The 20,494-nt window shown below is 73.3% G+C and carries 21 protein-coding genes, 1 pseudogene and 2 riboswitches; of the genes and pseudogenes, 10 read left to right on the top strand and 12 right to left on the bottom strand.

Annotation, left to right across the window (positions count from 1 at the left end):
* Positions 1-62 precede the first annotated feature (62 nt).
* Positions 63-584 carry an OsmC family protein gene (locus tag CRM73_RS06740; protein ID WP_206539742.1) on the top strand — a complete coding sequence of 174 codons (522 nt, stop codon included), beginning with the start codon at positions 63-65 and terminating at the stop codon, positions 582-584.
* A 66-nt stretch (positions 585-650) separates the two neighbouring features.
* Here CRM73_RS06740 and CRM73_RS06735 read toward each other — a convergent pair whose 3' ends face one another.
* Entirely contained in the window at positions 651-1,145 is a 495-nt protein-coding gene (locus CRM73_RS06735) for a CoA-binding protein (protein ID WP_017833126.1), read from the bottom strand.
* Positions 1,142-2,566: an O-acetylhomoserine aminocarboxypropyltransferase/cysteine synthase family protein gene (locus tag CRM73_RS06730; RefSeq protein WP_229587218.1), complete on the bottom strand. Its 1,425-nt coding sequence runs from the start codon at positions 2,564-2,566 to the stop codon at positions 1,142-1,144. Before CRM73_RS06730 ends, CRM73_RS06735 begins: the two co-directional genes overlap by 4 nt.
* 333 nt (positions 2,567-2,899) lie before the next feature.
* On the opposite strand from CRM73_RS06730, the gene CRM73_RS06725 reads away from it, so the two are divergent.
* Positions 2,900-3,967: a tartrate dehydrogenase gene (locus CRM73_RS06725; RefSeq protein ID WP_017833128.1), complete on the top strand. Its 1,068-nt coding sequence runs from the start codon at positions 2,900-2,902 to the stop codon at positions 3,965-3,967.
* A 69-nt stretch (positions 3,968-4,036) separates the two neighbouring features.
* On the opposite strand, the gene CRM73_RS06720 is transcribed toward CRM73_RS06725, so the two are convergent.
* The 8 genes from CRM73_RS06720 to CRM73_RS06690 form a co-directional block, all read right to left on the bottom strand.
* Entirely contained in the window at positions 4,037-5,656 is a 1,620-nt protein-coding gene (locus tag CRM73_RS06720) for an SLC13 family permease (RefSeq protein WP_109268521.1), read from the bottom strand.
* 79 nt (positions 5,657-5,735) lie between these two features.
* Entirely contained in the window at positions 5,736-6,458 is a 723-nt protein-coding gene (locus CRM73_RS06715) for a 2Fe-2S iron-sulfur cluster-binding protein (RefSeq protein ID WP_017833855.1), read from the bottom strand.
* Positions 6,455-6,577: a hypothetical protein gene (locus CRM73_RS19735; protein WP_017833856.1), complete on the bottom strand. Its 123-nt coding sequence runs from the start codon at positions 6,575-6,577 to the stop codon at positions 6,455-6,457. The genes CRM73_RS06715 and CRM73_RS19735 overlap by 4 nt, the downstream gene beginning before the upstream one ends.
* A gap of 5 nt (positions 6,578-6,582) precedes the next feature.
* Entirely contained in the window at positions 6,583-7,341 is a 759-nt protein-coding gene (locus tag CRM73_RS06710; RefSeq protein WP_229587216.1) for a succinate dehydrogenase, read from the bottom strand.
* A 207-nt stretch (positions 7,342-7,548) separates the two neighbouring features.
* Complete coding sequence (locus CRM73_RS06705) at positions 7,549-9,675, bottom strand: AMP-binding protein (RefSeq protein ID WP_109268520.1); 2,127 nt, start codon at positions 9,673-9,675, stop codon at positions 7,549-7,551.
* A gap of 59 nt (positions 9,676-9,734) precedes the next feature.
* Entirely contained in the window at positions 9,735-10,556 is an 822-nt protein-coding gene (locus CRM73_RS06700; protein WP_095649792.1) for an ABC transporter permease, read from the bottom strand.
* Positions 10,553-11,596, bottom strand: a complete 1,044-nt coding sequence (locus tag CRM73_RS06695) for an aliphatic sulfonate ABC transporter substrate-binding protein (protein ID WP_229587214.1) — start codon at positions 11,594-11,596, stop codon at positions 10,553-10,555. The genes CRM73_RS06700 and CRM73_RS06695 overlap by 4 nt, the downstream gene beginning before the upstream one ends.
* Before the next feature lie 95 nt (positions 11,597-11,691).
* The gene (locus CRM73_RS06690; RefSeq protein WP_017833861.1) at positions 11,692-12,525 is read right to left on the bottom strand and encodes an ABC transporter ATP-binding protein; all 834 of its coding nucleotides are present in this window, start codon (positions 12,523-12,525) and stop codon (positions 11,692-11,694) included.
* A 5-nt stretch (positions 12,526-12,530) separates the two neighbouring features.
* A riboswitch (SAM riboswitch) is annotated at positions 12,531-12,635 on the bottom strand.
* 107 nt (positions 12,636-12,742) lie between these two features.
* Between CRM73_RS06690 and CRM73_RS06685 the strand changes: the two genes are divergently transcribed.
* The 3 genes from CRM73_RS06685 to CRM73_RS06675 all read left to right on the top strand — a co-directional run bounded on the left by CRM73_RS06685 (position 12,743) and on the right by CRM73_RS06675 (position 15,724).
* Positions 12,743-13,420 (top strand): maleylpyruvate isomerase N-terminal domain-containing protein, encoded by a 678-nt coding sequence (locus CRM73_RS06685; protein WP_017833862.1) that lies wholly within the window; start codon positions 12,743-12,745, stop codon positions 13,418-13,420.
* 85 nt (positions 13,421-13,505) lie between these two features.
* Positions 13,506-13,970, top strand: a complete 465-nt coding sequence (locus CRM73_RS06680; protein WP_229587213.1) for a CoA-binding protein — start codon at positions 13,506-13,508, stop codon at positions 13,968-13,970.
* A 142-nt stretch (positions 13,971-14,112) separates the two neighbouring features.
* Positions 14,113-14,227, top strand: a riboswitch (SAM riboswitch).
* A gap of 78 nt (positions 14,228-14,305) precedes the next feature.
* Positions 14,306-15,724, top strand: coding sequence for an LLM class flavin-dependent oxidoreductase (locus CRM73_RS06675; protein WP_229587212.1), 1,419 nt, complete (start codon positions 14,306-14,308; stop codon positions 15,722-15,724).
* 93 nt (positions 15,725-15,817) lie between these two features.
* Here the strand turns inward: CRM73_RS06675 and CRM73_RS06670 are convergent, their stop codons facing one another.
* On the bottom strand, positions 15,818-16,948 hold the full coding sequence (locus CRM73_RS06670) for a Vms1/Ankzf1 family peptidyl-tRNA hydrolase (protein ID WP_017833865.1): 1,131 nt from the start codon (positions 16,946-16,948) through the stop codon (positions 15,818-15,820).
* 160 nt (positions 16,949-17,108) lie between these two features.
* On the opposite strand from CRM73_RS06670, the gene CRM73_RS06665 reads away from it, so the two are divergent.
* On the top strand, positions 17,109-17,327 hold the full coding sequence (locus CRM73_RS06665; protein ID WP_017833866.1) for a hypothetical protein: 219 nt from the start codon (positions 17,109-17,111) through the stop codon (positions 17,325-17,327).
* A 39-nt stretch (positions 17,328-17,366) separates the two neighbouring features.
* Here CRM73_RS06665 and CRM73_RS06660 read toward each other — a convergent pair whose 3' ends face one another.
* Entirely contained in the window at positions 17,367-17,750 is a 384-nt protein-coding gene (locus CRM73_RS06660; RefSeq protein WP_370658529.1) for an SDR family oxidoreductase, read from the bottom strand.
* 81 nt (positions 17,751-17,831) lie between these two features.
* On the opposite strand from CRM73_RS06660, the gene CRM73_RS06655 reads away from it, so the two are divergent.
* The 4 genes and pseudogenes from CRM73_RS06655 to CRM73_RS06640 all read left to right on the top strand — a co-directional run.
* A complete protein-coding gene (locus tag CRM73_RS06655) occupies positions 17,832-18,650 on the top strand; it encodes a DUF4397 domain-containing protein (RefSeq protein WP_229587211.1) in 819 nt (272 codons plus the stop codon).
* A gap of 101 nt (positions 18,651-18,751) precedes the next feature.
* Complete coding sequence (locus tag CRM73_RS06650) at positions 18,752-19,438, top strand: class F sortase (RefSeq protein WP_229587210.1); 687 nt, start codon at positions 18,752-18,754, stop codon at positions 19,436-19,438.
* A 129-nt stretch (positions 19,439-19,567) separates the two neighbouring features.
* Positions 19,568-20,131: an RNA polymerase sigma factor gene (locus tag CRM73_RS06645; protein WP_035927855.1), complete on the top strand. Its 564-nt coding sequence runs from the start codon at positions 19,568-19,570 to the stop codon at positions 20,129-20,131.
* Positions 20,115-20,494, top strand: a pseudogene (locus tag CRM73_RS06640) (anti-sigma factor); the annotation flags it as partial. The gene CRM73_RS06645 and the pseudogene CRM73_RS06640, both read left to right, overlap by 17 nt.

Here is a 20,494-nt window from a genome sequence, read left to right as displayed (position 1 = left end):
AGCAGCAGGCCGGGGCCGGGACCGCGTGGCGGCCCCGGCCCCGGCCCCTCTACAGTGAAGTCATGGAATCTCGTACGGACATCGACGCCTCGGCCCTGCGGCAGCTGCAGGCCCCCCTCAAGGAACGCTACCGGGAGCACCCCGAGGAGGCCCGCACACCCCTGCACGCCCGCGGCGACTTCCGCGATCCCGGGCTCACGACCACCGTCGACTCGTGGGCCGGGCCGGTGCGGGCCGGCCTGCACGCCGCCACCGGCGGTGACGGCAGCGACGCCTGCTCCGGGGACATGCTCCTCGACGCGCTCGCGGCCTGCGCGGGCGTGACCCTGCGCAGCGTGGCGACGGCCATGGGCGTGCCGATCCGGTCGGCCGAGCTCCGCGCGGAGGGCATGTTCGACGCCCGCGGGACGCTGGGCCTGGACCGGTCCGTGGCCGTGGGGGTCCAGGACGTCGTCCTCACTGTCCGCCTCGACACCGACGCCGACGACGCCACTCTCCAGCGGCTGGCCAAGTCGACCGAGCGGTACTGCGTGGTCAGCCAGAGCCTGAACACGGACGTGGCGTTCGTCGTCGAGCGCGTGTAGCGGCCGCATCCTCGCCGGACGCGGAACGGCTCCGTGCGCCCCAGGGCGCACGGAGCCGTTCCGCGTTCAGGACAGGACCTGGCGCTTCGACGAGATGACCCCGGTGTTGAAGCCGGCCAGGTGGAGCCCGCCGTGGAAGCGGGCGTGCTCGATTTTCAGGCAGCGGTCCATGACCACGGAGAGCCCGCCCTCCTCGGCGATCCGGGCGGCCTCCTCGTGCCAGGACCCCAGCTGCAGCCACAGGGTCCTCGCCCCGACGGCCACGGCCTCGTGGGCCACGCCGGGGAGGTCGTCGTGGCGCCGGAACGCGTCGACGACGTCGGGCGTCTCCGGCAGGTCCGCGAGGGACGGGTAGACGGGCCGGCCCATGATCTCCCGCAGCGCCGGGTTGACGAAGTACACCCGGTACGGCGAGGAGGACAGCAGGTAGGTCGAGACGAAGTAGGAGGCGCGGGACGGCTTGTCGGACGCGCCCACGACGGCGATCGACTCGGTGCCGTGCAGGATGCTCAGCCGCTCGGGCGCGCTCGGCCCAGTCCATGTGCGGGTCTCGGCGGTCATCGGAGCGCTCCTTCGGTCGTAACGTCGGCGGCGTCGGCAGCAGCAGCGGCGTCGGCGGTGTCGTCGGCGGTGGTGGCGCCGGCCGGGGCGCCGGCCGCGCGGCCGGGGGTCTCCCGGGGCAGGCCGGTGGCCGCCGTGAGGGCCTGGTCGAGGTCCCAGAGGATGTCCTCGACGTCCTCGAGGCCCACCGACAGGCGGATGAGGTCCTCCCGCACCCCCGCGCCGACCAGCTGCTCGGCGCTCAACTGCTGGTGCGTGGTGGAGGCGGGGTGCAGGACGAGGGTGCGGGCGTCCCCGATGTTGGCGAGGTGGCTGGCCAGCTGCAGGTTCTCGATGAAGCGAGCGCCGACCTCCCGCCCTCCGAGCCGGTCCGTGGGGGAGACCCCGAACGCGAACACGGAGCCCGGGCCGAGGGGCAGGTACCGCCGGGCCCGCTCGTGATGGGGGTGGCTCGGCAGCCCGGCCCAGTTGACGTAGGAGACCCGGGGGTCCTCCTCCAGCCACCGCGCGACGGCCCGCGCGTTGGCCAGGTGCGCGTCCATGCGCTGCGGCAGCGTCTCCACGCCCTGGAGCAGGTTCCAGGCGGACTGGGGCGCCAGGGCGGGGCCGATGTCCCGCAGCTGCTCGGTGCGCAGCCGGGTCAGGAATCCGTACTCCCCGAAGTTCCCCCACCAGGTGACGTCGTTGTACGTGGGCACCGGCTCCGTCATGGACGGGAAGTTGCCGTTCGCCCAGTCGAAGCGGCCGGACTCGACGACGACGCCGCCCAGCGTGGTGCCGTGCCCGCCCAGGAACTTGGTGGCCGAGTGGATGACGATGTCCGCCCCGTGCTCGATCGGGCGGACCAGGTACGGCGGGGTCATGGTCGAGTCGACGACCAGCGGCACGCCGGCCTCGTGCGCGACCGCCGCCAGGCCCTCCAGGTCCGCGACGTCGCCGGAGGGGTTGGCCACGACCTCCGTGTAGACGGCCTTGGTGCCCGGGCGCACTGCCGCCCGGTAGTCGGCGGGGTCGGTGCCGGGGACGAACGTGGTCTCGATCCCGAAACGGCGCAGGGTGACGTCCAGCTGGGTGACCGTGCCCCCGTAGAGCTGGGCGGAGGCCACGATGTGGTCCCCGGCCTGGGCGAGCGCGGCGAACACGAGGAACTCGGCGGACATGCCGGAGGCGGTGGCCACGGCGCCGATGCCGCCCTCGAGGGACGCGATGCGCTCCTCGAACGCCGCGACGGTCGGGTTGCCGATGCGGGAGTAGATGTTGCCGTACTTCTGCAGGGCGAACAGGTTGGCGGCGTCGTCGGCGTCCTTGAAGACGAACGAGGTGGTCTGGTAGATCGGGACCGCACGGGCGCCGTGCTCGGCGTCGGGGGTGCCCCCGGCGTGCAGGGCGCGGGTGCGGAACCCGAACTGGTGGTCGGCCATGGGGAAGCTCCTCGTGCGAGTGGTGCCGCTGGACGGTCCCGGGCGTCAGGAGGGTCCCGGCGGGGGTGCCGGGGGTGCGGTGCCCCATCGGTCCTGGCGGTAGCACCGTGCGGTCTGCGACGTCGACCACGGTTGCTGCGGCGTCGTCGGTCCAGGTCCCTCGGCCGCTCGGGATGGCTGCCTCCCATTGTGCTGCCCCGGGCCGCCCCGCGCCAACCGCCGGCCCGGGGCGGCGCCGCCCGCACCCCGGGCGGGCCGGCCGGGGCGCTATGATCTGCGCCATGCGCGGAAGGCGCCCGCCTTTCCCGCGCCCACGACGCTGCGGAGGACCTGGTGACGAGGACACGGCACTACACCATCGACGTGATCGCCGGTGACGGCATCGGCCAGGAGGTCATGCCGTCCGCGCTGCGCTGCGTCGACGCGCTGGCGCAGGCGCACGGCTTCACCGTCGACTGGCGCGAACGGGGGTGGGGCTCCGACCACTACCGGGCCCACTCCCGGATGATGCCCGTCGACGGCATCGAGCAGCTCGCCTCCGGCGACGGCGTCCTGCTCGGGGCGGTGGGCGCCCCGGACATCCCCGACGACGTCACCCTGTGGGGCCTGCTGATCCCCATCCGCCGCGAGTTCCACCAGTACGTCAACCTCCGGCCGATCCGGATCCTCCCGGGCGTGACCTCGCCCCTGCGCGGGCTCGACGAGCTGGACCTCGTCGTCGTCCGCGAGAACATCGAGGGCGAGTACTCCGAGGTCGGCGGCCGGCTCTACCGCGGCCGGCCCGAGGAGATGGCCGTCCAGGAGTCCGTGTTCACCCGCGCCGGCGTCACCCGGATCGCCCGCTACGCCGCCGAGCTGGCCCAGCGCCGCACGGGCCGGCTGGTCTCGGCCACGAAGTCCAACGGCATCATCCACACCATGCCGTTCTGGGACGAGGTCGTGGAGGCCACGGTCGCCGAGTACCCGGGCGTGACGGTCGAGAAGGTCCTCATCGACGCGCTGGCCGCCCGGATGGTCCTCAAGCCGCGGAGCGTCGACGTGATCGTCGCCTCCAACCTCTTCGGCGACATCCTCTCCGACCTCGCCGCCGGGGCGGCCGGCTCGATCGGTGTCGCCCCCAGCGCGAACCTGAACCCGGAGAAGACCCACCCGTCCATGTTCGAGCCGGTGCACGGCTCCGCCCCCGACATCGCCGGACAGGGCATCGCCAACCCCGTGGGCACGATGTGGGCGGCCGCCATGATGCTGGACCACCTCGGGGAGACCGGGGCGGCCCGGCACCTGGAGTCCGCCTTCGAGCAGACCATGGCCGGCGGCACCCTGACCGGGGACCTCGGCGGGACGGCGAGCACGGAGCAGTTCACGCAGGCCGTGCTGGCCCGGTGCACCGACGCCCCCTGACGCAGGAGGTGGCACGACAGGGGGGCCCGTGGACACCCACGGGCCCCCCTGTGCCGGGACGAGGACGGGCTAGATCACCAGGCCCAGGGCGAAGGGCCCGATGAGCACGGTGAAGATCGTGATCAGGATGACGCCCACGATGTTGAGGACGATGCCGCCGCGCACCATCTCGGCGATCTTGACCTGGCCGGTGGCGAAGACGATGGCGTTGGGCGGGGTGCCCACGGGGAGCATGAACGCGCACGTGGCCGCCAGCGCCGCCGGGATGAGCAGCGTCATGGGGTCCACCCCGATGCCGACGGCGACGCCGCCCAGGATCGGGATGAACGTGGCCGCCGTGGCGGTGTTGGACGTGATCTCGGTCAGGAGCAGGACGATCGTGACCACCGCCGCGAGCAGCAGGACGATCGGCAGCGCGCCGAGCCCGGAGACCTGCGCGCCGAACCAGGCGTCCAGGCCCGTGCCGGCCACGGCCGCGGCGAGCGACAGGCCGCCGCCGAAGAGCAGGAGCACGCCCCACGGGAGGCCCTCCTCGGCGTCCTTCCACTCCAGGGTCATGTTGCCCTGCTTGTCGCCGGGGAGCAGGAAGAGCAGCACGCCGGCGCCGATGGCGACCACCGTGTCGTCGAAGAGGTCCAGCCAGGGCAGCTGCTCGCCGATGGTGCCGATGCCGGACAGCAGCCCCGGGACGATCCAGAAGAACGCGGCGATGACGAACACAGCCAGCACGGTCTTCTCGCCCTTGCTCATGGGCCCCAGGGCGGCGATCTCCTCGTTGATCAGCTCCTTGCCGCCGGGCACCTCCGCCAGGTTGAAGCGGAAGATGACGCGGGTGATGAGCAGCCAGGCGAGGCCGATGAAGACCACCACGATCGGCACGCCGAGCATCATCCACTGCGCGAAGCCCACGGTCCGGTCCAGCTCGTCGCTGATGTAGCCGGCCACGATGGCGTTGGGCGGGGACCCCAGCAGGGTGCCGAGGCCGCCGATGGTGGCGGCCCAGGCGATCGCCAGGACCAGGGCCACGCCGAACAGGCGCACGTCGCGGTCGTCGATGACGTCGCTGATGGCCTTGCCGCCGCGGATGTCCTCGCCCATGGCCTCGGTCTCGGCCCGGGTGCCGGCGTTGCGGCTGTTCTCGACCACCAGGGTCAGCACGGACAGCCCGATCGGCAGCATCATCAGCGTGGTCGCTGTGTTGGAGACCCACATGGAGAGGAAGGCTGTGGAGATCATCAGGCCGAGGATGATCTGCCGCGGGTGGGTGCCCACCCGGCGCAGGGTCAGCAGCGCGATCCGGCGGTGCAGGTTCCACTTCTGCATCGCGATCGCGATCAGGAAGCCGCCGAGGAACAGGAACACGATCGGGTTGGCGTAGGGTGCGGTCGTCTCGGCCACGGTGAGCGCCGTGAGCACCGGGAAGAGCACGATGGGCAGCAGCGAGGTGATGGACAGCGGCACCGCCTCGGTCATCCACCAGACCGCCATCAGCGTGGCGACCGCACCCACCACCCGGGCGTCGGCCGAGACGTCCGCGCCGCCGAGCAGGAACCAGACCAGGAAGGCCAGCAGCAGGCCGAGGCCGCGGAAGAGCCAGGTCTTCGCCGCCGGGCGGGCAGGTTCGCGGTCGTCGGGCTCGTAGTCGAACTCGCCCTGCTCGGGGACGATCTTTCCGGGGCGCTCGCTCATGTGATCCACCTCATGGTCTCGGGGGCGTGCCCGAAAGGTAGCAGTCACGTCACCGGGCGGCAAGGCGCGCCGCGCCGGGTCATCCGGGGTCCGGGGCGTCCCTGCTCCGGCGCGGGAAACGGTTGCGCAGGTTCTCCTGCGCCACCGCGGAGAGGTTCTCGATCGGCAGCCCGGCCGGGCAGACCTCCACGCAGTCGCCGAGCAGGGAGCAGGGCCCGAACTGCTCCTCGGAGGCGTCGATCACCCGGGCGGAACGCTCGCGGCGCTCGGCGTCGTCCTTGGCCAGCGGCGGCAGCTCCCGCAGCATCGTGCCCACGAACAGCTGGCCGGACCCGTTGGGGCAGGACGCCACGCACGCCCCGCAGCTGATGCAGCCGCCGTTGGCCAGGGCCTTCATCGCCACCGGGAACTTGCCCGCCTTCGCCACGAGGCGCAGCGCCTTCTTGTCCACGGAGAGGTCCCGCTTGACCGGGAAGGACGCCGCCCGCAGCGGCTCGATGCGCACGCGGTCCCCGTCCCGGTAGGCCCCCAGGTGCTGCATACAGCTCGCGGCGTTGCGCTCGGGGCCGTGCGCCACGCCGTCGACCGTCACCCCGCACTTGCCGCAGACCCCTTCGCGGCAGCCGTCGTCGAAGACCACCGGGTCCTCGCCGGCGGCCTCCAGCTGCGCGTTGATCCGGTCGAGCAGCTCGAGCACGGTCATGTCCGGGCTCGCGTCCGGGACGTCGTAGGCCGTGAAGTCCCCGGGCTCCTCCGGGGAGGGCTGGCGCCACACGTCCACGGTCAGGGAGAAGGTGCTCACTCGCTCGGATCCTTGTCGTCTCGAAGAAAGTCGTCTCGAAGAAGGTCGTCCTGCAGGACGTCGTCCCGCAGCAGGGCGTCCCGCGGGAGGTCGTCCCGCAGGCGGGGAAGGGCGGCCACGGGGCTCAGCGCACCGCGCGGGTCAGCACGGCCACCGGGATCGTGGTGTTGCCGGCGGCCACCGCGGCGCCGAACGCGTTCGCGGCGATCCGCAGCCGCCGCTGGAAGCGCCGGTCACCGCCCACGCCCACGTCATTGGCGATCTCCGGGATGCCGTGCACCAGGTGGGCGGCCAGCGCCGCCATGGACAGGGCGTAGGCGGCGGCCACCGGCGGGCGGGAGAGGCTGGCCACGAGATTGGCGTGGGCGCTGCCGTGCTCGAAGTCCCGGGCCGCGGCGGGCCGGGCGCCCAGGGTCAGGTCGAGCACGTGGAAGAGGGTGAACAGCCCGAGCACGCCGCCCGTGCTGCGCATCGAGCGCTTCGCCACCGTCCACGGGGAGCGACGACGACCTCGCGGACGCCGGCCGGTGCGCGGCAGCAGCGTCCCGTTCGCCGCCCAGGACCGCGCGGTGAGCACCGCGGCGGCGCCCGTGTGGACCACGAGGCCGGCTGCGAGCACGCCGCGGGCCGCCCAGAGCACCGTGCCGCGCGGCAGCACGGGGGCGCCCGCCGTGCGGAGGAGCTCGGCGTAGGCGTCGAACTTCTGCGCGCCCTGGTAGACCTTCAGGTTCCCCAGCATGTGCACCAGCACGTAGCCCGAGAACAGGGCGCCGGAGGCGGCCATCGCGAGCTTGAGGTCGGTGTTCGGCAGGGCGGGCAGCAGCCCGTCCGGCGCGGAGCGGGCCGTGCCTGCGGGGCGGGGGGAGTCGTTCACGGCATTCATCCTAGGGGCGGTGCGAGCTGAGACGTCACAAGTCTCAACGTCCTTGCGGAGGGGGTCGCGGACCGTCACGGAGCCGCGCCGAGGGGTCGTTTCCCGCCTCCGCGGCGGCGCGAGGGGTCGTTTTCCGCCGGTGCGAGCAGCTCATTCCGACCGAAAGCGACCCCCCGCGGCCGGAGGAGCGCCGGAAGCGACCCCTCGCGGCGGGGGCTAGCGCCGTGCGGCCAGGACGTCGGCGATGCGCTCGAGGGACTCCTCGTTCTGCAGCGAGGACCGGTCACCGAGCGGGGCGCCCTCCCACAGCTGCGCGAGCAGCCGCCGGGTGATCTTCCCGGACCGGGTCTTCGGCAGGTCCGGGACCGCCACGACCGCCCGCGGCTTGGCGATCGGCCCGATCTCGTGCGCCACGTGCTCGCGCAGGGCCGCGGTCAGCTCCTCCGCCGGGACCCGGGCGGCCTCGGGGGTCAGCACCACGTAGGCGAGCACCGCGTGCCCGGTCAGCTCGTCGCGCACCGGCGCGGCACCGGCCTCCACCACCCACGGGTGGGTGACGAGCGCCGACTCGATCTCGATGGTGGACAGCCGGTGCCCGGAGACGTTGATGACGTCGTCGACCCGCCCCAGGATGTAGATGTCCCCCTCCTCGTCGTAGCGGGCGCCGTCCCCGGCGAGGAACCAGCCCTGCTCGGCGTAGGCCTGCCAGTAGGAGGAGAGGTAGCGCTGCGGGTCGCCCCACACGGTGCGGGCCATCGAGGGACCGGTCCGGTCCACCACCACGAAGCCCTGCACCCCGGGCGGGACCGTCTCCCCGGCCTCGTCGACCACGCGGGTGGAGATCCCCGGGACCGCCCGGGTCGCGCAGCCGGGCTTGAGCGCGGTGCGCGGGGCTCCGTCGTCGAACGTCCCCGGGGGCGCGAACTGGGGGTCGTGCGGCCGCGGGGACATCACGGTGGCGCCGGTCTCGGACTGCCACCACGTGTCCACGAACGGCACCTCGTCCCTGCCCAGCTGCGCGCGCAGCCAGCGCCAGGCCTCGGGGTTGATCGACTCGCCCACGGAGCCGAGCAGCCGGATCGAGTTGAGGTTGTAGAGCGGCGGGACGCCCTTCGGGAACGCGCCCATCAGGGAGCGGATCAGCGTGGGCGCCGTGTAGTAGGCGGTGACCCCGTAGCGCTCGACCACCTCGAAGTGCCGGCCCCAGTGCGGGGTGTTCGGGGTGCCCTCGTAGATCACCTCGGACACGCCGTTGACCAGCGGCCCGTAGATCTCGTAGGTGTGCGCGGTGACCCACGCGAGGTCCGCGGTGCACCAGTGGACGGTCGAGTCCACCTTCGCGGGGTCGTTGACGGTGGCCAGCTCGTCCGGGCGCAGCACGCCGTCCTCGTCCTCGACGTCGGGCAGCAGGTCGAACAGCAGCGCGTGGGTGTAGGCGGTCTGCACGAGGTAGCCGCCCATCGTGTGCACCAGGCCCTTGGGCCGTCCGGTGGTCCCGGAGGTGTAGATGATGAACAGCGGCGTCTCGGCGTCGAACGCCTCGGGCACGTGCACGTCGGACTGGTCGGCGATCAGCTCGTGCCACCACACGTCCCGCCCGCGCGTCCACGGGACCGCGTCCTCCTCCTTGGAGTGCGTCCCCCGGGTGCCCCGCGGCAGGTCCGTGCGTCCGGGCCGGGAGGTGCGGCGCACGACGACGACGTGCTCGACCGCGTTGTCACCGCTGCAGGCCTCGTCGGCCACGGCCTTCACGGGCACCACGGCGCCGCGCCGGTGCTGCCCGTCCGTGGTCACGAGGACCTTGGCGCCGGTGTCCTCGACGCGGAAGCGCAGCGCCTCGGCGGAGAACCCGCCGAAGACCAGGGAGTGCACCGCGCCGATGCGGGCGCAGGCCAGCGTGATGATGACGGTCTCCGGGATGACGGGGAGGTAGATCACCACCCGGTCGCCCTGCTCCACGCCCAGGGCGAGCAGGGCGTTGGCGGCGCGGGAGACCTCCCGCTGCAGGTCGGCGTAGGTGTAGACCAGCCGGTCCCCGGGCTCTCCCTCGAAGTACAGGGCTACGTGGGCGCCGCGGCCGGCCTCGACGTGGCGGTCCACGCAGTTGTGGGCCACGTTGAGCCTGCCGCCCTCGAACCACGCGATCTCCGGGACCGACCAGGTGGGGCCGCCCTGCTCGTCCGTCCCGAGCCGCCGCGGGGCCTCGAAGCGGTGCGCGGTGGTCCACGGCCGCGCCCAGTCGAGGCGCGACGCCTGCGCCTCCCAGAAGGCGATCCGGGCCTCGTCCGAGACCAGGGCGGGATTGGGGGTGGGGGAGGAGGGGTCGCTCCAGCTGAAGCTCACGGTGCTGCTGTCCTTTCCGGCCGGCACGGACGACGGTTCCACTGTGCCAGGCGCACGTGTCAGGCCCATTTCTTGGCGGCCCACTTCTCGAAGACCCCCAGCAGCGCGTCCGTCGCCTTGCCGAGCACCGCGAGCAGCACGATGGCGAGGAGCAGGCGGTCGGTGCGGCCGTTGTTCTGCGAGTCGGTGAGCAGCCAGCCCAGGCCCATGGAGGCGCCCAGCAGCTCGGCGGCCACGAGGAACAGCCACGCCTGGGCCAGGGCCAGGCGCAGCCCCGAGATGACCGACGGCATGACGGCCGGCAGCTGCACCGTGGTGAGCAGGCGCAGCCCGTGCAGCCCGAACGCCCGCGCCGCCTCGATGAGGTTGCGGTCCACGTGCTGCAGGGCCGCGGAGACGGTGGTGTAGACCGGGAAGAACGCGCCGATGGCCACCAGCGTGACCTTGGAGTCCTCCCCGAGGCCGATCCACAGCAGCAGCAGCGGCACCCACGCCAGGGACGGCACCGCCCGGAACGCCCCGATCGTGGGGCCCACCAGTGTGGAGCCCCAGCGGGAGAGGCCGATGAAGGACCCGGCCACGAGGCCGAGCCCGGCGCCGATCAGGAAGCCGATCAGCACGCGCTGGGTCGAGATGCCCACGTGGGTCCACAGGTCCCCGCCGGCCAGCAGGCCGATCCCGGCCTCGAGCACCGCGAGCGGGGCCGGCAGCTGCACGGCGCTGAAGACGCCGGCGGTGGACAGCACGTGCCACAGCACCAGCAGCGCGGCGGGCAGCAGCAGGCCCAGCCCGGTGCGCAGCAGCGGCCGCCGCCGGGGGGCCGCGGCGGGGGCGTCCTCGAGACGCTGCGCCTCCTCGGCGGGGGCCAGGGGCTGCGTCACTGCCCGGCCCCGACCAGCTCGGCCGCGCGGGAGGCGTCGGCGTTCTCGGCGTAGGAGCTCTCCACGATGCTCCCGAGCGCCTCGTCGATCTGCTCCTGGCCGGCCACGTCGTCGGACTCCACGAAGATCGGCCCGACCTTCTCGAGGACCGCCAGCTGCTCGTCGCCCGGCACGTGGTCGATGTCCAGGTTGGTGCGCTCGAGCACCTTCTCGGCCACGGACAGCTCGATCCCGGCCGCCTCGGCGAGCAGCTGCGAGGTCTCCTCCGTGTTCTCCTGCGCCCACTGCCGGGCGTAGGCGTAGACGTCCACCACGGTCTGGGCGGCCTCGGGCTGCTCCTCGAGGAAGCTCTCGTGGGCGTTGAGGAAGCCGTAGGTGTTGAAGTCGACGTTGCGGTAGAACAGCTCCGCGCCGTTCTCCTCCGCGGCGGCCATGATCGGGTCGAGCCCGGACCAGGCGTCCACCTGGCCGTTCTCCAGGGCGGCGCGGCCGTCGGCGTGCTGCAGGTTCTGGATCGTGACGTCCCCGGCGTCCACCCCGGCCTCGTCGAGGGCCTGGAGCAGGAAGAAGTACGGGTCGGTGCCCTTGGTCGCGGCCACGGTGCGGCCCTCGAGGTCCGCGACCTCCTGCACCTCGCTGCCGGCGGCGGTGACCAGGGCGGACCACTCCGGCTGCGAGTAGAGGTCGATCACCCGGATCGGGGTGCCGTTGCTGCGGGCCAGCAGCGCCGCGGAGCCCGCGGTGGAGCCGATGTCCACCGCCTCCGCACGCAGCGCCTCGTTGGCCTTGTTCGACCCGGCGGACTGCACCCACTCCACCTCGATGCCCTCCTCGGCGAACGCGGTCTCGAGCCAGCCCTTCTCCTTGATCACCACGGAGAGCGGGTTGTAGGTGGCCCAGTCCACGCGGACGGTGCCGTCCCCGGCGGCCTCCGCGGGCGGCTCACCGGAGCCCTCACCGGCCATGCACCCGGTCAGGCCGAGGGCCAGGACGGCGGCGAGTGCGGGGACGGTGCGGACGGAGCGCTGGGGCAGGGGCATGGCGGAGCCTTTCGTGGTGGACGGACGGTGCCGGGCGGCGCGGGCGGGTGCCGCCGCTGGTCCGGGGAGGGGAATCGGGGTGGGGGCGGGCCGCGTCAGCGGGTCGCGGGGTGGTGGGTGTCGACGCCGAGGTGGCCGAGGAGTTGCACGCGCAGCTCGGCGAGGACCTCGGAGGCCCGGTCCCGGGGGCGCTCGCCGGGGACGGCGAGGATCGTGCTGATCGAGGCCGGGGCGGTGGGCCCGGTCCGGCCCAGGACCACGATCCGGTCCGCGAGCTGCAGCGCCTCGTCGACGTCGTGGGTGACGAGCAGGACGGTGGTGGGCTGGGCCGCGTGGATCGTGAGCAGCAGGTCCTGCATCTTCAGGCGGGTCAGGGCGTCGAGCGCGCCGAAGGGCTCGTCGAGCAGCAGGACCCCGGGATTGCGGGCCAGGGCCCGGGCCAGGGACGCGCGCTGGGCCATGCCGCCGGAGACCGCGCGGGGACGGTGGCCGGCGTGCGCGGTGAGCCCCACCAGGCGCAGCAGGTCGTCGATCACGGCGTCCCCCTCGTCCCGGGGGAGTCCGCGGGGCAGGCCCAGGCGGACGTTCTCGCGCACCGAGCGCCACGGCAGCAGGCGGGGCTCCTGGAAGGCGACCGCGCAGCGCGGGTCGATGCCGGACACGGGGGTGCCGTCGATGAGCACCCGTCCGGCCGAGGCGGTGTCGAGCCCCGCGGCGGCCCGCAGCAGCGTGGACTTGCCGCACCCCGAGGGCCCCAGGACCGCCAGGACCTCGCCGGGCCGGGCCGTGACGTCGACGTCCTGCAGGACGTGGTGGGTCTCGCGGCCGGACGGGAAGGCCTTGCCGACGTGCTCGAAGGCCACGGAGAAGGCGCGCTTCGCGGTGCCCGGTGCGGTGGCCGGCGCAGAGCCCAGCAGGGAAGTGCTCATGATCAACTCCATCGGTCCTGGCATTAGCACCTCGCACGGAGGATCAGACGGATCCGTGCCGGTTGCTGCGACGTCGACGAGCCAGGTCTCTCAGCCGCTCCGGATGGTTACACCACCAATTGAACGTCCTCGGCGTGTTCCCTGGCAAATCCGTCGCATCCGTGGTGATCGCGACACATCGCTGGCACGGGAGCCCTCCGTGCCCCACCATGGACCCATGACGAGCCGCAGAAGCCCGGCCCGGGCGGACCTGGTGCGCGACGCCTGCGCGGCGTTCGGCGCGGTCCTCGACGGGCTCGGCGACGACGACTCCTGGGCCGCCACTGGCTGCCCGGGGTGGTCGGTCCGGGACCTCACCCACCACTGCGCGATGGACGCCCTGCGGGGGCTGGTCGCGCTGCACACGCCCACCACCGCCCGCCCCGACCGGGACGCCGCGACCTACTGGACCGACTGGGGCGGCGATCCCGCGGGGGCCGCCGAGGCCCGGCGCCACACCCGCGTGGCCGCGTCCATGGTCCTGGACTGGGAGCCGGTGCGCGCCCTCCACCGCGAGACCACCCGGGCGCTCGTGCACGCCGCGCAGCACTGCGGCGACGGCGCGGTCCGCACCCAGGGGCACGTGCTGCGCGTCGAGGACCTGCTGAGCACCCTCGCGGTGGAGGCCACGGTCCACCACCTGGACCTGATCCAGCACCTGGACGGCTCCCCGGGTCCCGCCGTGGACGGGCTCGCCGAGGTCCGCCGGGTCCTCACCGACCTGTGGGAGCGGGAACCGCTCGAGCACTGGAGCGACGAGCACTTCGCCCGCGTGGGCACCGGCCGGGCGGAGCTGACCGCCCAGGAGCGTGCGGAGCTGGGCGCGCACGCGGACCTCCTGCCGCTCTTCTCCTGACCCTCCCCCCTCCGCGAGGTCGCCGACACGTGCAATCCCGCGGAGGAAGAAGGAGGGGGAACGGGTTCCGTGCCAGGCTGGGGGCATGAGCCGCAACGACCCCGCCGTCATCGACCGCCTCATGGCACGGCCCGGCCGGTGGGCCGTGGTGGGGCTGACCGGCAACACGGCCCGTCCGGCGCACTCGGTGGCGAAGCGGATCCGGGACGACCTCGGCATGACGATCGTCCCGGTCAACCCGAAGGGCGAGCCGGTGCACGGCGAGTCCGGCCACCGCACGCTCGCCGAGGTCCCGGGGCCGATCGACGTGGTGGACTGCTTCGTGAACTCCCGCCGCGTCGGCGCGGTGGTGGACCAGGCCATCGCCGTGGGCGCCGCCGCGGTGTGGCTGCAGCTGGGCGTCGTCGACGAGGACGCCGCCGCCCGGGCGGAGCGGGCCGGCCTCGACGTGGTCATGGACACCTGCCCCCTGATCGAGCTCCGGTCCCTGCTCCGGCGGGGCTGGACCCTGGACCCGGGCCGGACCCCGCCGCTCGCCCCGCCCGGCTGAACGACCCGGCTGAGCGACCCGGCGGAGCCGCCCGAACCGGGTGGGCGCAGGCCCGATGCGGGCCGGGACCGTCCCCGTGCGGCGGGACCGCACAGGGGTTGCACCCGGTCAGGGGCCACCCGCTAAGCTGTCCCCCGACGACGATGACGAGTCCCGACACGAAGCTCTGGCTGGTCGGGCGGCAACCCTCTCCCGTAGCGGGGTGCCCCAGATGAACATCGGGCCGCGGTGCACGTGCTCCGCGGCAAGTACGGCGCCCACCAGTGCGTCGGACCCGCGGGCAGGTCTCCACGACGCACGGGCGCGGGTCGGCATCGACCCGGGAGGAACACCCCATGAGCAAGCGCATCGCCCTGAACGCCTTCGACATGACCTGCGTGGGCCACCAGGCCCCCGGTCTGTGGAAGCACCCCCGCTCCCGGGCGGACGAGTACAACACGATCGAGTACTGGACGGACGTCGCCCAGGTCCTGGAGAAGGGGCTCTTCGACGCGCTGTTCCTCGCGGACGTCGTCGGGTACTACGACGTCTACCAGAACTCCGCGGCCCCGGTGATCCGGGACGCCACCCAGATCCCGGTCAACGACCCCTTCATGCAGATCTCCGCGATGGCGGCCGTGACGAAGCACCTCGGCTTCGGCGTGACGAGCGCGATCACCTACGAGCAGCCGTACCCGCTCGCCCGGAAGTTCGCGACCCTCGACCACCTCACGAAGGGCCGGATGGGCTTCAACGTGGTGACGTCCTACCTGAAGTCGGCCGCCGAGAACCACGGGCTGACGGAGCAGATCTCCCACGACGAGCGCTACGAGATCGCCGAGGAGTTCATGGAGGTCTGCTACAAGCTCTGGGAGGGCTCCTGGGAGGACGGCGCGGTCCGGCGCGACCGGGTCAACGGGGTCTTCGCCGACCCGGCGCTCGTCCACCCGATCCAGCACCACGGCAAGTACTTCGACGTCCCCGGCATCGGGCTGACCGAGCCGTCCCCGCAGCGCACGCCGCTGATCTTCCAGGCCGGGGCCTCCTCCCGCGGGCGGGCGTTCGCCGGCCGCCACGCGGAGGCGGTGTTCGTGGGCGGCATCCGCCCGGACCTGACCCGGGTGGTGACCGACAAGCTGCGCGACGAGGCGGAGGCCGGCGGGCGGAACCGGGACGACCTCAAGATCTTCGCCATGCTGCACGTGATCGTCGACGAGACCGACGCGAAGGCCGAGCAGAAGCGCCGCGACTACGAGCGGTACGCGGACACCGACGGCGCGCTGGGCCTCGTGGGCGGCTGGTCCGGGCTGGACCTGGGCCGCTACGACGAGAACGACGTCCTGGAGTACATCAAGACCGACTCGATCCAGTCCTTCCTGACCCCCTTCACCACGGCCGACCCGCACAAGAAGTGGACGATCGAGGAGGTCGCCAAGCACATCTCGATGGGCGGCATGGGCGTGCCGATCGTCGGGTCCCCGCAGACCGTGGCCGACGAGCTCGAGCGGTGGATCGACGAGGGCGGGCTGGACGGCATCAACCTCGCCTACCACGTGTCCCCGGGCTCGTTCGAGGACTTCGTGGAGTGGGTCGTGCCGGAGCTGCAGAAGCGCGGCCGCTACCGCACCGGCTACGAGGGCACCACGCTGCGCGAGAACCTCTACGGCAAGGGGCAGACCAAGGTGCTCGGCACCCACCCCGCCGCCGCGTTCCGGGGCGCCTACGCGGGCAGGCCCTCCGCCGCGGACACCCCCGCCCGCCAGCTGGCCCTCTGACCCCCGTCCCCTGACCCCGCGGCTCCGCCGAGAGCACGGGGCAGGGCACGGACGAGGGGCCCCCGCGTGCGGGGGCCCCTCGTCCGTGCCGGGTCAGGACGCCGGTGCGGCGCTCCAGCGCAGCAGGGCCGCGACGTCCGTGCCGTGGGGCAGCGCCCCCGGCGGCACGAAGACGGGGCGGCCGTCGGTCAGCACCGCGGCGCGCACCAGCGCGGCGTCGGCGGAGACCCGGCCCAGCACGCCGGCGCCCACGGCCTCCGACTCCTCCAGGGCGATCCACGGCTCGGCGTCCAGGGCGATGAGCTGCTGCTCCGTGTCCAGGTGGGTGTCGTCGATCAGCAGCGTCTCCGCCTGGGCCTGCTGCAGGGCGGAGACCACGGGCGCCATCCCCGAGACGGCGGTGGGGTCCGCGCGTCCCTGCTGCTCGGCGAGCCGCTCGAGCAGCGCCTGCTGGCGGTGCGCCACGACCTCCGCCACGCGCTCCTCGACCTGGTGGTCGAAGTCGGCGGACTTGCTGCCCTCCGCCCGGGTGTTGGCGTCCACGACGCTCAGCATCCCCCGGCTCGCCTTGGACAGCTGCTCCTCGACCAGGCCCCGGGCCCGCAGGTCCCCGGCCAGGACGACGAGCTGGGCCCCGCTCTCGGCCACGACCTTGTCGATCTGCTCGGCCACCTGCTCGGTGTTGCGCCGCCACACGTCCTCCGTGTGCCGCTGCCAGCGCCCCTGCGACCAGCCGCCCCCGGGGAACTTCTTCAGGTGCTCGGTCTCGCCCTCGATCTGCTGCTCGTCCGCGGCCCGGACGCGGCTGGCGTGCTGGAGGCAGATCTCGCCGCCGTCCCGGCCCACCTCGGCGACCACGTACGGGAAGTCGTCCGGGCGGTGCCGGAACAGGGGAGTGAGATCGGGGACGTCCTCCACCTGGACGACACCGCTGCCGGCCCGGGGCCCGGGGAGGACCTCGTCGATCTCCACGGTGCCTCCGCGCACCAGCAGGTACCGGCACACCGGGTCCGGCACGCCCTCGGCCGGGCGCACGGCGGCCTCCACCGCGGCGAGGTCGGCCTTGCTCGCACCCTGGCGCTCCAGCTCTCGGCAGATGTTCTCCGGAAGCACGTCGATGGCGTGCAGCGAGTCGACGGTGCCGGTGCTGATGTCCGTGTACACGGTGCACCAGGGGCCCTTGCTCTTGAACAGTTCGGCGTAGCGGTGGAATCGGCTCGTCATGATCGACAACTCCTGCTGTTGAGCGGTGCTTCCTGTGGTGCAGACCACGTTATCCGACCACCAGGGGGCTGGGAACAGACGACCCGACGAGTAGGGTCGGAGGCACACGACCGGCCCCACGGCCGGTGGTCCCGCAGGTCCCACGACGCAGGAGGCAGTCATGAGCGACGTACCCGAGTACGACGAGGCCGACCGGCTCGAGCAGTCGATCGACGCCGATCAGCAGGATCTCGACGACCAGGACGAGGAGGCTCCGGTGCACGCGCCCGACCGCTCGGAGGCGTCCTCCCTCGAGGCGAACCCCGACGACCTCGTGGAGCAGGACCAGGAGGTCGTCCTCGACGAGCCGCAGGAGGTCTCCACGCTCGAGGAGGAGTGAGCCGCGCACCGCGCGGGGGCACGGACCCCGCGCGGTGCGTCACACCGCGGACCAGCCGCCGTCCGAGGGCATGATCACGCCGTTGACGTTGGAGGCGTCGTCGCTCGCGAGGAAGGCGATGACGGCGGCGACCTGCTCTGCCGTGGCCGTGGCGCCGGGGGCGACCGCGTTGGTGCGGATGCCGTCCGCGGCGTGCGTGAGGGCGGTGCTCTTCGTCAGCCCGGCCACGGCGTGCTCGGAGGCGGTGTAGGCCGCGCCCGCGGCGGAGCCGCGCAGGGCCGCCTCGGAGGCCACGTTGACGATCGCATCCCGTCCGGAGGCCCGGAGCAGCGGGATCGCCGCGCGGGCCACGGCGCCGCCCTCTTCATGGTGGTGCGGAACGGGCCCGGAAAAACTTCTCGGAAAAAATGTGACCTGCTGCATCCACGGAGGGGTCCACGGCGGTAGTACGGGTGCAAGGTCGATTCCGCTTCCGCCAGGGAGCCCGTTCAAGGAGCAGTTACCATGCGCAAGACCCTTTCCGCCGCAGCAGTCCTCGGCCTCGGTGCCGGTGCCCTCAGCATGAGCCCGGCGTTCGCCGCCGAGCACGCCGAGCTCTCCGTGCTCCACGGCGTCCCCGACACCGTCGTGGACGTCTACGTCAACGGTGAGCTCACCCTCGACGACTTCGAGCCGGGCACCCTGGCCGGCCCGCTGGAGCTGCCCGCCGGCAGCTACGACCTGGCCATCACGGCCCCCGACGCCGCCGACGCCTCGGAGCCGATCATCGGTCCCGTCACCGCCGAGCTGCAGACCGGGATGAGCTACACGGCCGCGGCCCACCTCGACGCCGAGGGCAACCCCACGGCCGCGCTGTTCACCAACGACATGTCCGAGATCGAGGCCGGGAAGTCGCACCTGACCGTCCGGCACGTGGCCGCGGCCCCGGCCGTGGACGTCCTCGCGGGCGACCAGGCGATCATCACCGGGCTCGAGAACCCGAACGAGGAGACCCTCCCGGTCGACGCCGGCACGGTCTCGGCGTCCGTGGCCGCCGCGGGCACCACCGACCCGGTCATCGGCCCCGCCGATCTCGAGCTCGCCGAGGGCACCCACAACATCGTGTACGCGTGGGGCTCCCTCGAGGCCGGGAACCTGGACCTCGCCGTCCAGACCCTGGAGGGCATGGAGCAGGCGCCCGAGGCCGTGCCGGGCGGCCAGTCCGGCCTCGCGGCCCAGGAGCAGCGCACGATGCTGACCGCCGGCCTCGCGGCCGCCGGTGCGCTCGGGCTGATCGGCGCGGCGTACGGTGCCCGCCGGGTGCTCGCGGGGAACCGCCGGTAGTGAGCGGTCCTGACAGGCACGGTCCGGGTGCGCGGCAGGCTGCGGCCCACCGCGCGCCCGGACCGACAACTCCCGGCACCCGTCGTCGTCGTCTGGCGGCGGTGGGTGCCGGGGCGGTCGCCTCGGTGTCCCTGCTCGCGGCAGCGGCCGTCACCGCTCTCCCGGAGAGCGGGGCCGTGCCGCCCGCGAACTCCCTGGCGGCGGGACCGTACCAGGGCGAGGAGGCGGTGCCGGCACTCGCCGGCCTCGACCGTCCGGTCTCCGCGGAGGCCCCGGCGCAGTCCGCCGCGGCACCCGCGGAGATCCCGGTCGCTCCCGCCACCCAGGCGCCCGCCGAGAAGGTACCCGCCCCCGTGCGGGTGGTCGTGGACGGCTCCCCGATCGACATGCCGGTGGTCCCGGTGGGGGTCGAGGACAACGGGGCCATGACCATCCCGGACAACCACGTGGAGCTGGGCTGGTACCGGTACGGTCCGTCCCCCGGGGCGGACGAGGGCGCCGCGGTCGTCGCCGGCCACGTCGACACCCTCACCGAGGTCACGCCGATGGCGCGGCTCAAGGACGTGCCGGTCGGGGCGGAGGTCCGCGTGGAGCGCGCGGACGGGAGCGTCCAGCGCTACCGCACCGAGTCCGTCCAGCACGTGCACAAGAAGTCCCTCGCGGAGGCGGACCTGTTCCGCCGGACCGGCGAGCCGGTGCTCCACCTCGTGACGTGCGGCGGGGAGTGGCTCGAGGAGATCGGGGACTACGAGGACAACGTGGTGCTGCGGGCGGTCCCGGTGCCCTGAGCGGCGGAGGGAGGCGAGAGGCGCATGACCGGATGGCCGGTGTCCACTAGGCTGGGCACGACTCGTGCGCCCGGGCACCGCCCGGCCGCCCGCGACCACGACCTCCGCCCCACGAGGAGTCCTTCCACGATGCCGCCGCCGCCCCCGGACTGGGGACCCGAGCTCGACGCCGCGTTCGCCGCGGGGGACGAGCAGGCGCTGAGTGCCGCGTACCGGCACTGCGCCGGGGTCATCCGGGGTCTCGCCCTCCGGGCGCTGCGCGACGACGCGGGTGCCGACGACGTGGTGCAGGAGGTCTTCATCCGGGCGTGGAAGTACCGGTCCGGCTACCGCCCCGAGCACTCCTCGGCCCCCGCCTGGCTCATCGGGATCGCGCGCAACTGCATCGCCGACGCCGCGAGGACCGCCGGCCGCGAGGCGGAGCGGCGCCAGGCGGACGCGGTGCGCACCGACCGGGAGCCGCGGCACGAGGAGTCGGACCTGCTGGTGGACCGGCTCGTGGTGCGGGCGGAGGTCGAGCGGCTCGGGCCCCCGAAGTCGACGATCATGGCGCTGGCGTTCTACGAGGAGCTCACGCACCAGCAGATCGCACAGCACCTGGACCTGCCCCTCGGCACGGTCAAGAGTCATCTGAGGCGCGGCCTCACGAACCTACGAACACGATTGGGAGACGGTCATGGCACACCTGAGTGAGGAGTCGCTGACGCTCCTGGCTCTGGGTGAGGCCCTCGACCCCCAGAGCCGGGAGCACGTCGCCTCCTGCCCGGACTGCACGGCCGAGCTCGCGTCCCTGCAGCGCGTCGTGCACGCCGGCCGGGCCGAGGCGCCCGCCGTGACGGCGCCCGGCCCCGGGGTCTGGGCTGCGATCCACGCCGAGCTGGGCCTCTCCGACGAGGTCGCGGCGGATCCGCTCGCCGGTACCCGGGACGGCGCCCGCGGCGACACCGCCGCCGAGGACAGCGCCGGCACCGTCGGCGCCCCCACGGGCTCCGCGGCCGGCCCGCGGGGCGACGACGGCGCAGGGCGCGGCGGGGCGACCGTCGTCGACCTCGACGC

It is taken from the genome of Kocuria sp. CCUG 69068, assembly GCF_020833785.1.
In the GTDB taxonomy this organism is placed as follows: domain Bacteria; phylum Actinomycetota; class Actinomycetes; order Actinomycetales; family Micrococcaceae; genus Kocuria; species Kocuria rosea.
The sequence above is the reverse complement of the archived record's forward strand: the minus strand, read 5'-3'. Positions and strand labels throughout refer to the sequence as shown.

Coding starts and splice junctions, on each gene's coding strand:
- CRM73_RS06740 (WP_206539742.1), top strand. CDS start 63: ATGGAATCTCGTACGGACATCGACGCCTCGGCCCTGCGGCAGCTGCAG.
- CRM73_RS06735 (WP_017833126.1), bottom strand. CDS start 1,145: ATGACCGCCGAGACCCGCACATGGACTGGGCCGAGCGCGCCCGAGCGG.
- CRM73_RS06730 (WP_229587218.1), bottom strand. CDS start 2,566: ATGGCCGACCACCAGTTCGGGTTCCGCACCCGCGCCCTGCACGCCGGG.
- CRM73_RS06720 (WP_109268521.1), bottom strand. CDS start 5,656: ATGAGCGAGCGCCCCGGAAAGATCGTCCCCGAGCAGGGCGAGTTCGAC.
- CRM73_RS06710 (WP_229587216.1), bottom strand. CDS start 7,341: ATGAATGCCGTGAACGACTCCCCCCGCCCCGCAGGCACGGCCCGCTCC.
- CRM73_RS06695 (WP_229587214.1), bottom strand. CDS start 11,596: ATGCCCCTGCCCCAGCGCTCCGTCCGCACCGTCCCCGCACTCGCCGCC.
- CRM73_RS06690 (WP_017833861.1), bottom strand. CDS start 12,525: ATGAGCACTTCCCTGCTGGGCTCTGCGCCGGCCACCGCACCGGGCACC.
- CRM73_RS06685 (WP_017833862.1), top strand. CDS start 12,743: ATGACGAGCCGCAGAAGCCCGGCCCGGGCGGACCTGGTGCGCGACGCC.
- CRM73_RS06680 (WP_229587213.1), top strand. CDS start 13,506: ATGAGCCGCAACGACCCCGCCGTCATCGACCGCCTCATGGCACGGCCC.
- CRM73_RS06675 (WP_229587212.1), top strand. CDS start 14,306: ATGAGCAAGCGCATCGCCCTGAACGCCTTCGACATGACCTGCGTGGGC.
- CRM73_RS06670 (WP_017833865.1), bottom strand. CDS start 16,948: ATGACGAGCCGATTCCACCGCTACGCCGAACTGTTCAAGAGCAAGGGC.
- CRM73_RS06665 (WP_017833866.1), top strand. CDS start 17,109: ATGAGCGACGTACCCGAGTACGACGAGGCCGACCGGCTCGAGCAGTCG.
- CRM73_RS06660 (WP_370658529.1), bottom strand. CDS start 17,750: ATGCAGCAGGTCACATTTTTTCCGAGAAGTTTTTCCGGGCCCGTTCCG.
- CRM73_RS06655 (WP_229587211.1), top strand. CDS start 17,832: ATGCGCAAGACCCTTTCCGCCGCAGCAGTCCTCGGCCTCGGTGCCGGT.
- CRM73_RS06645 (WP_035927855.1), top strand. CDS start 19,568: ATGCCGCCGCCGCCCCCGGACTGGGGACCCGAGCTCGACGCCGCGTTC.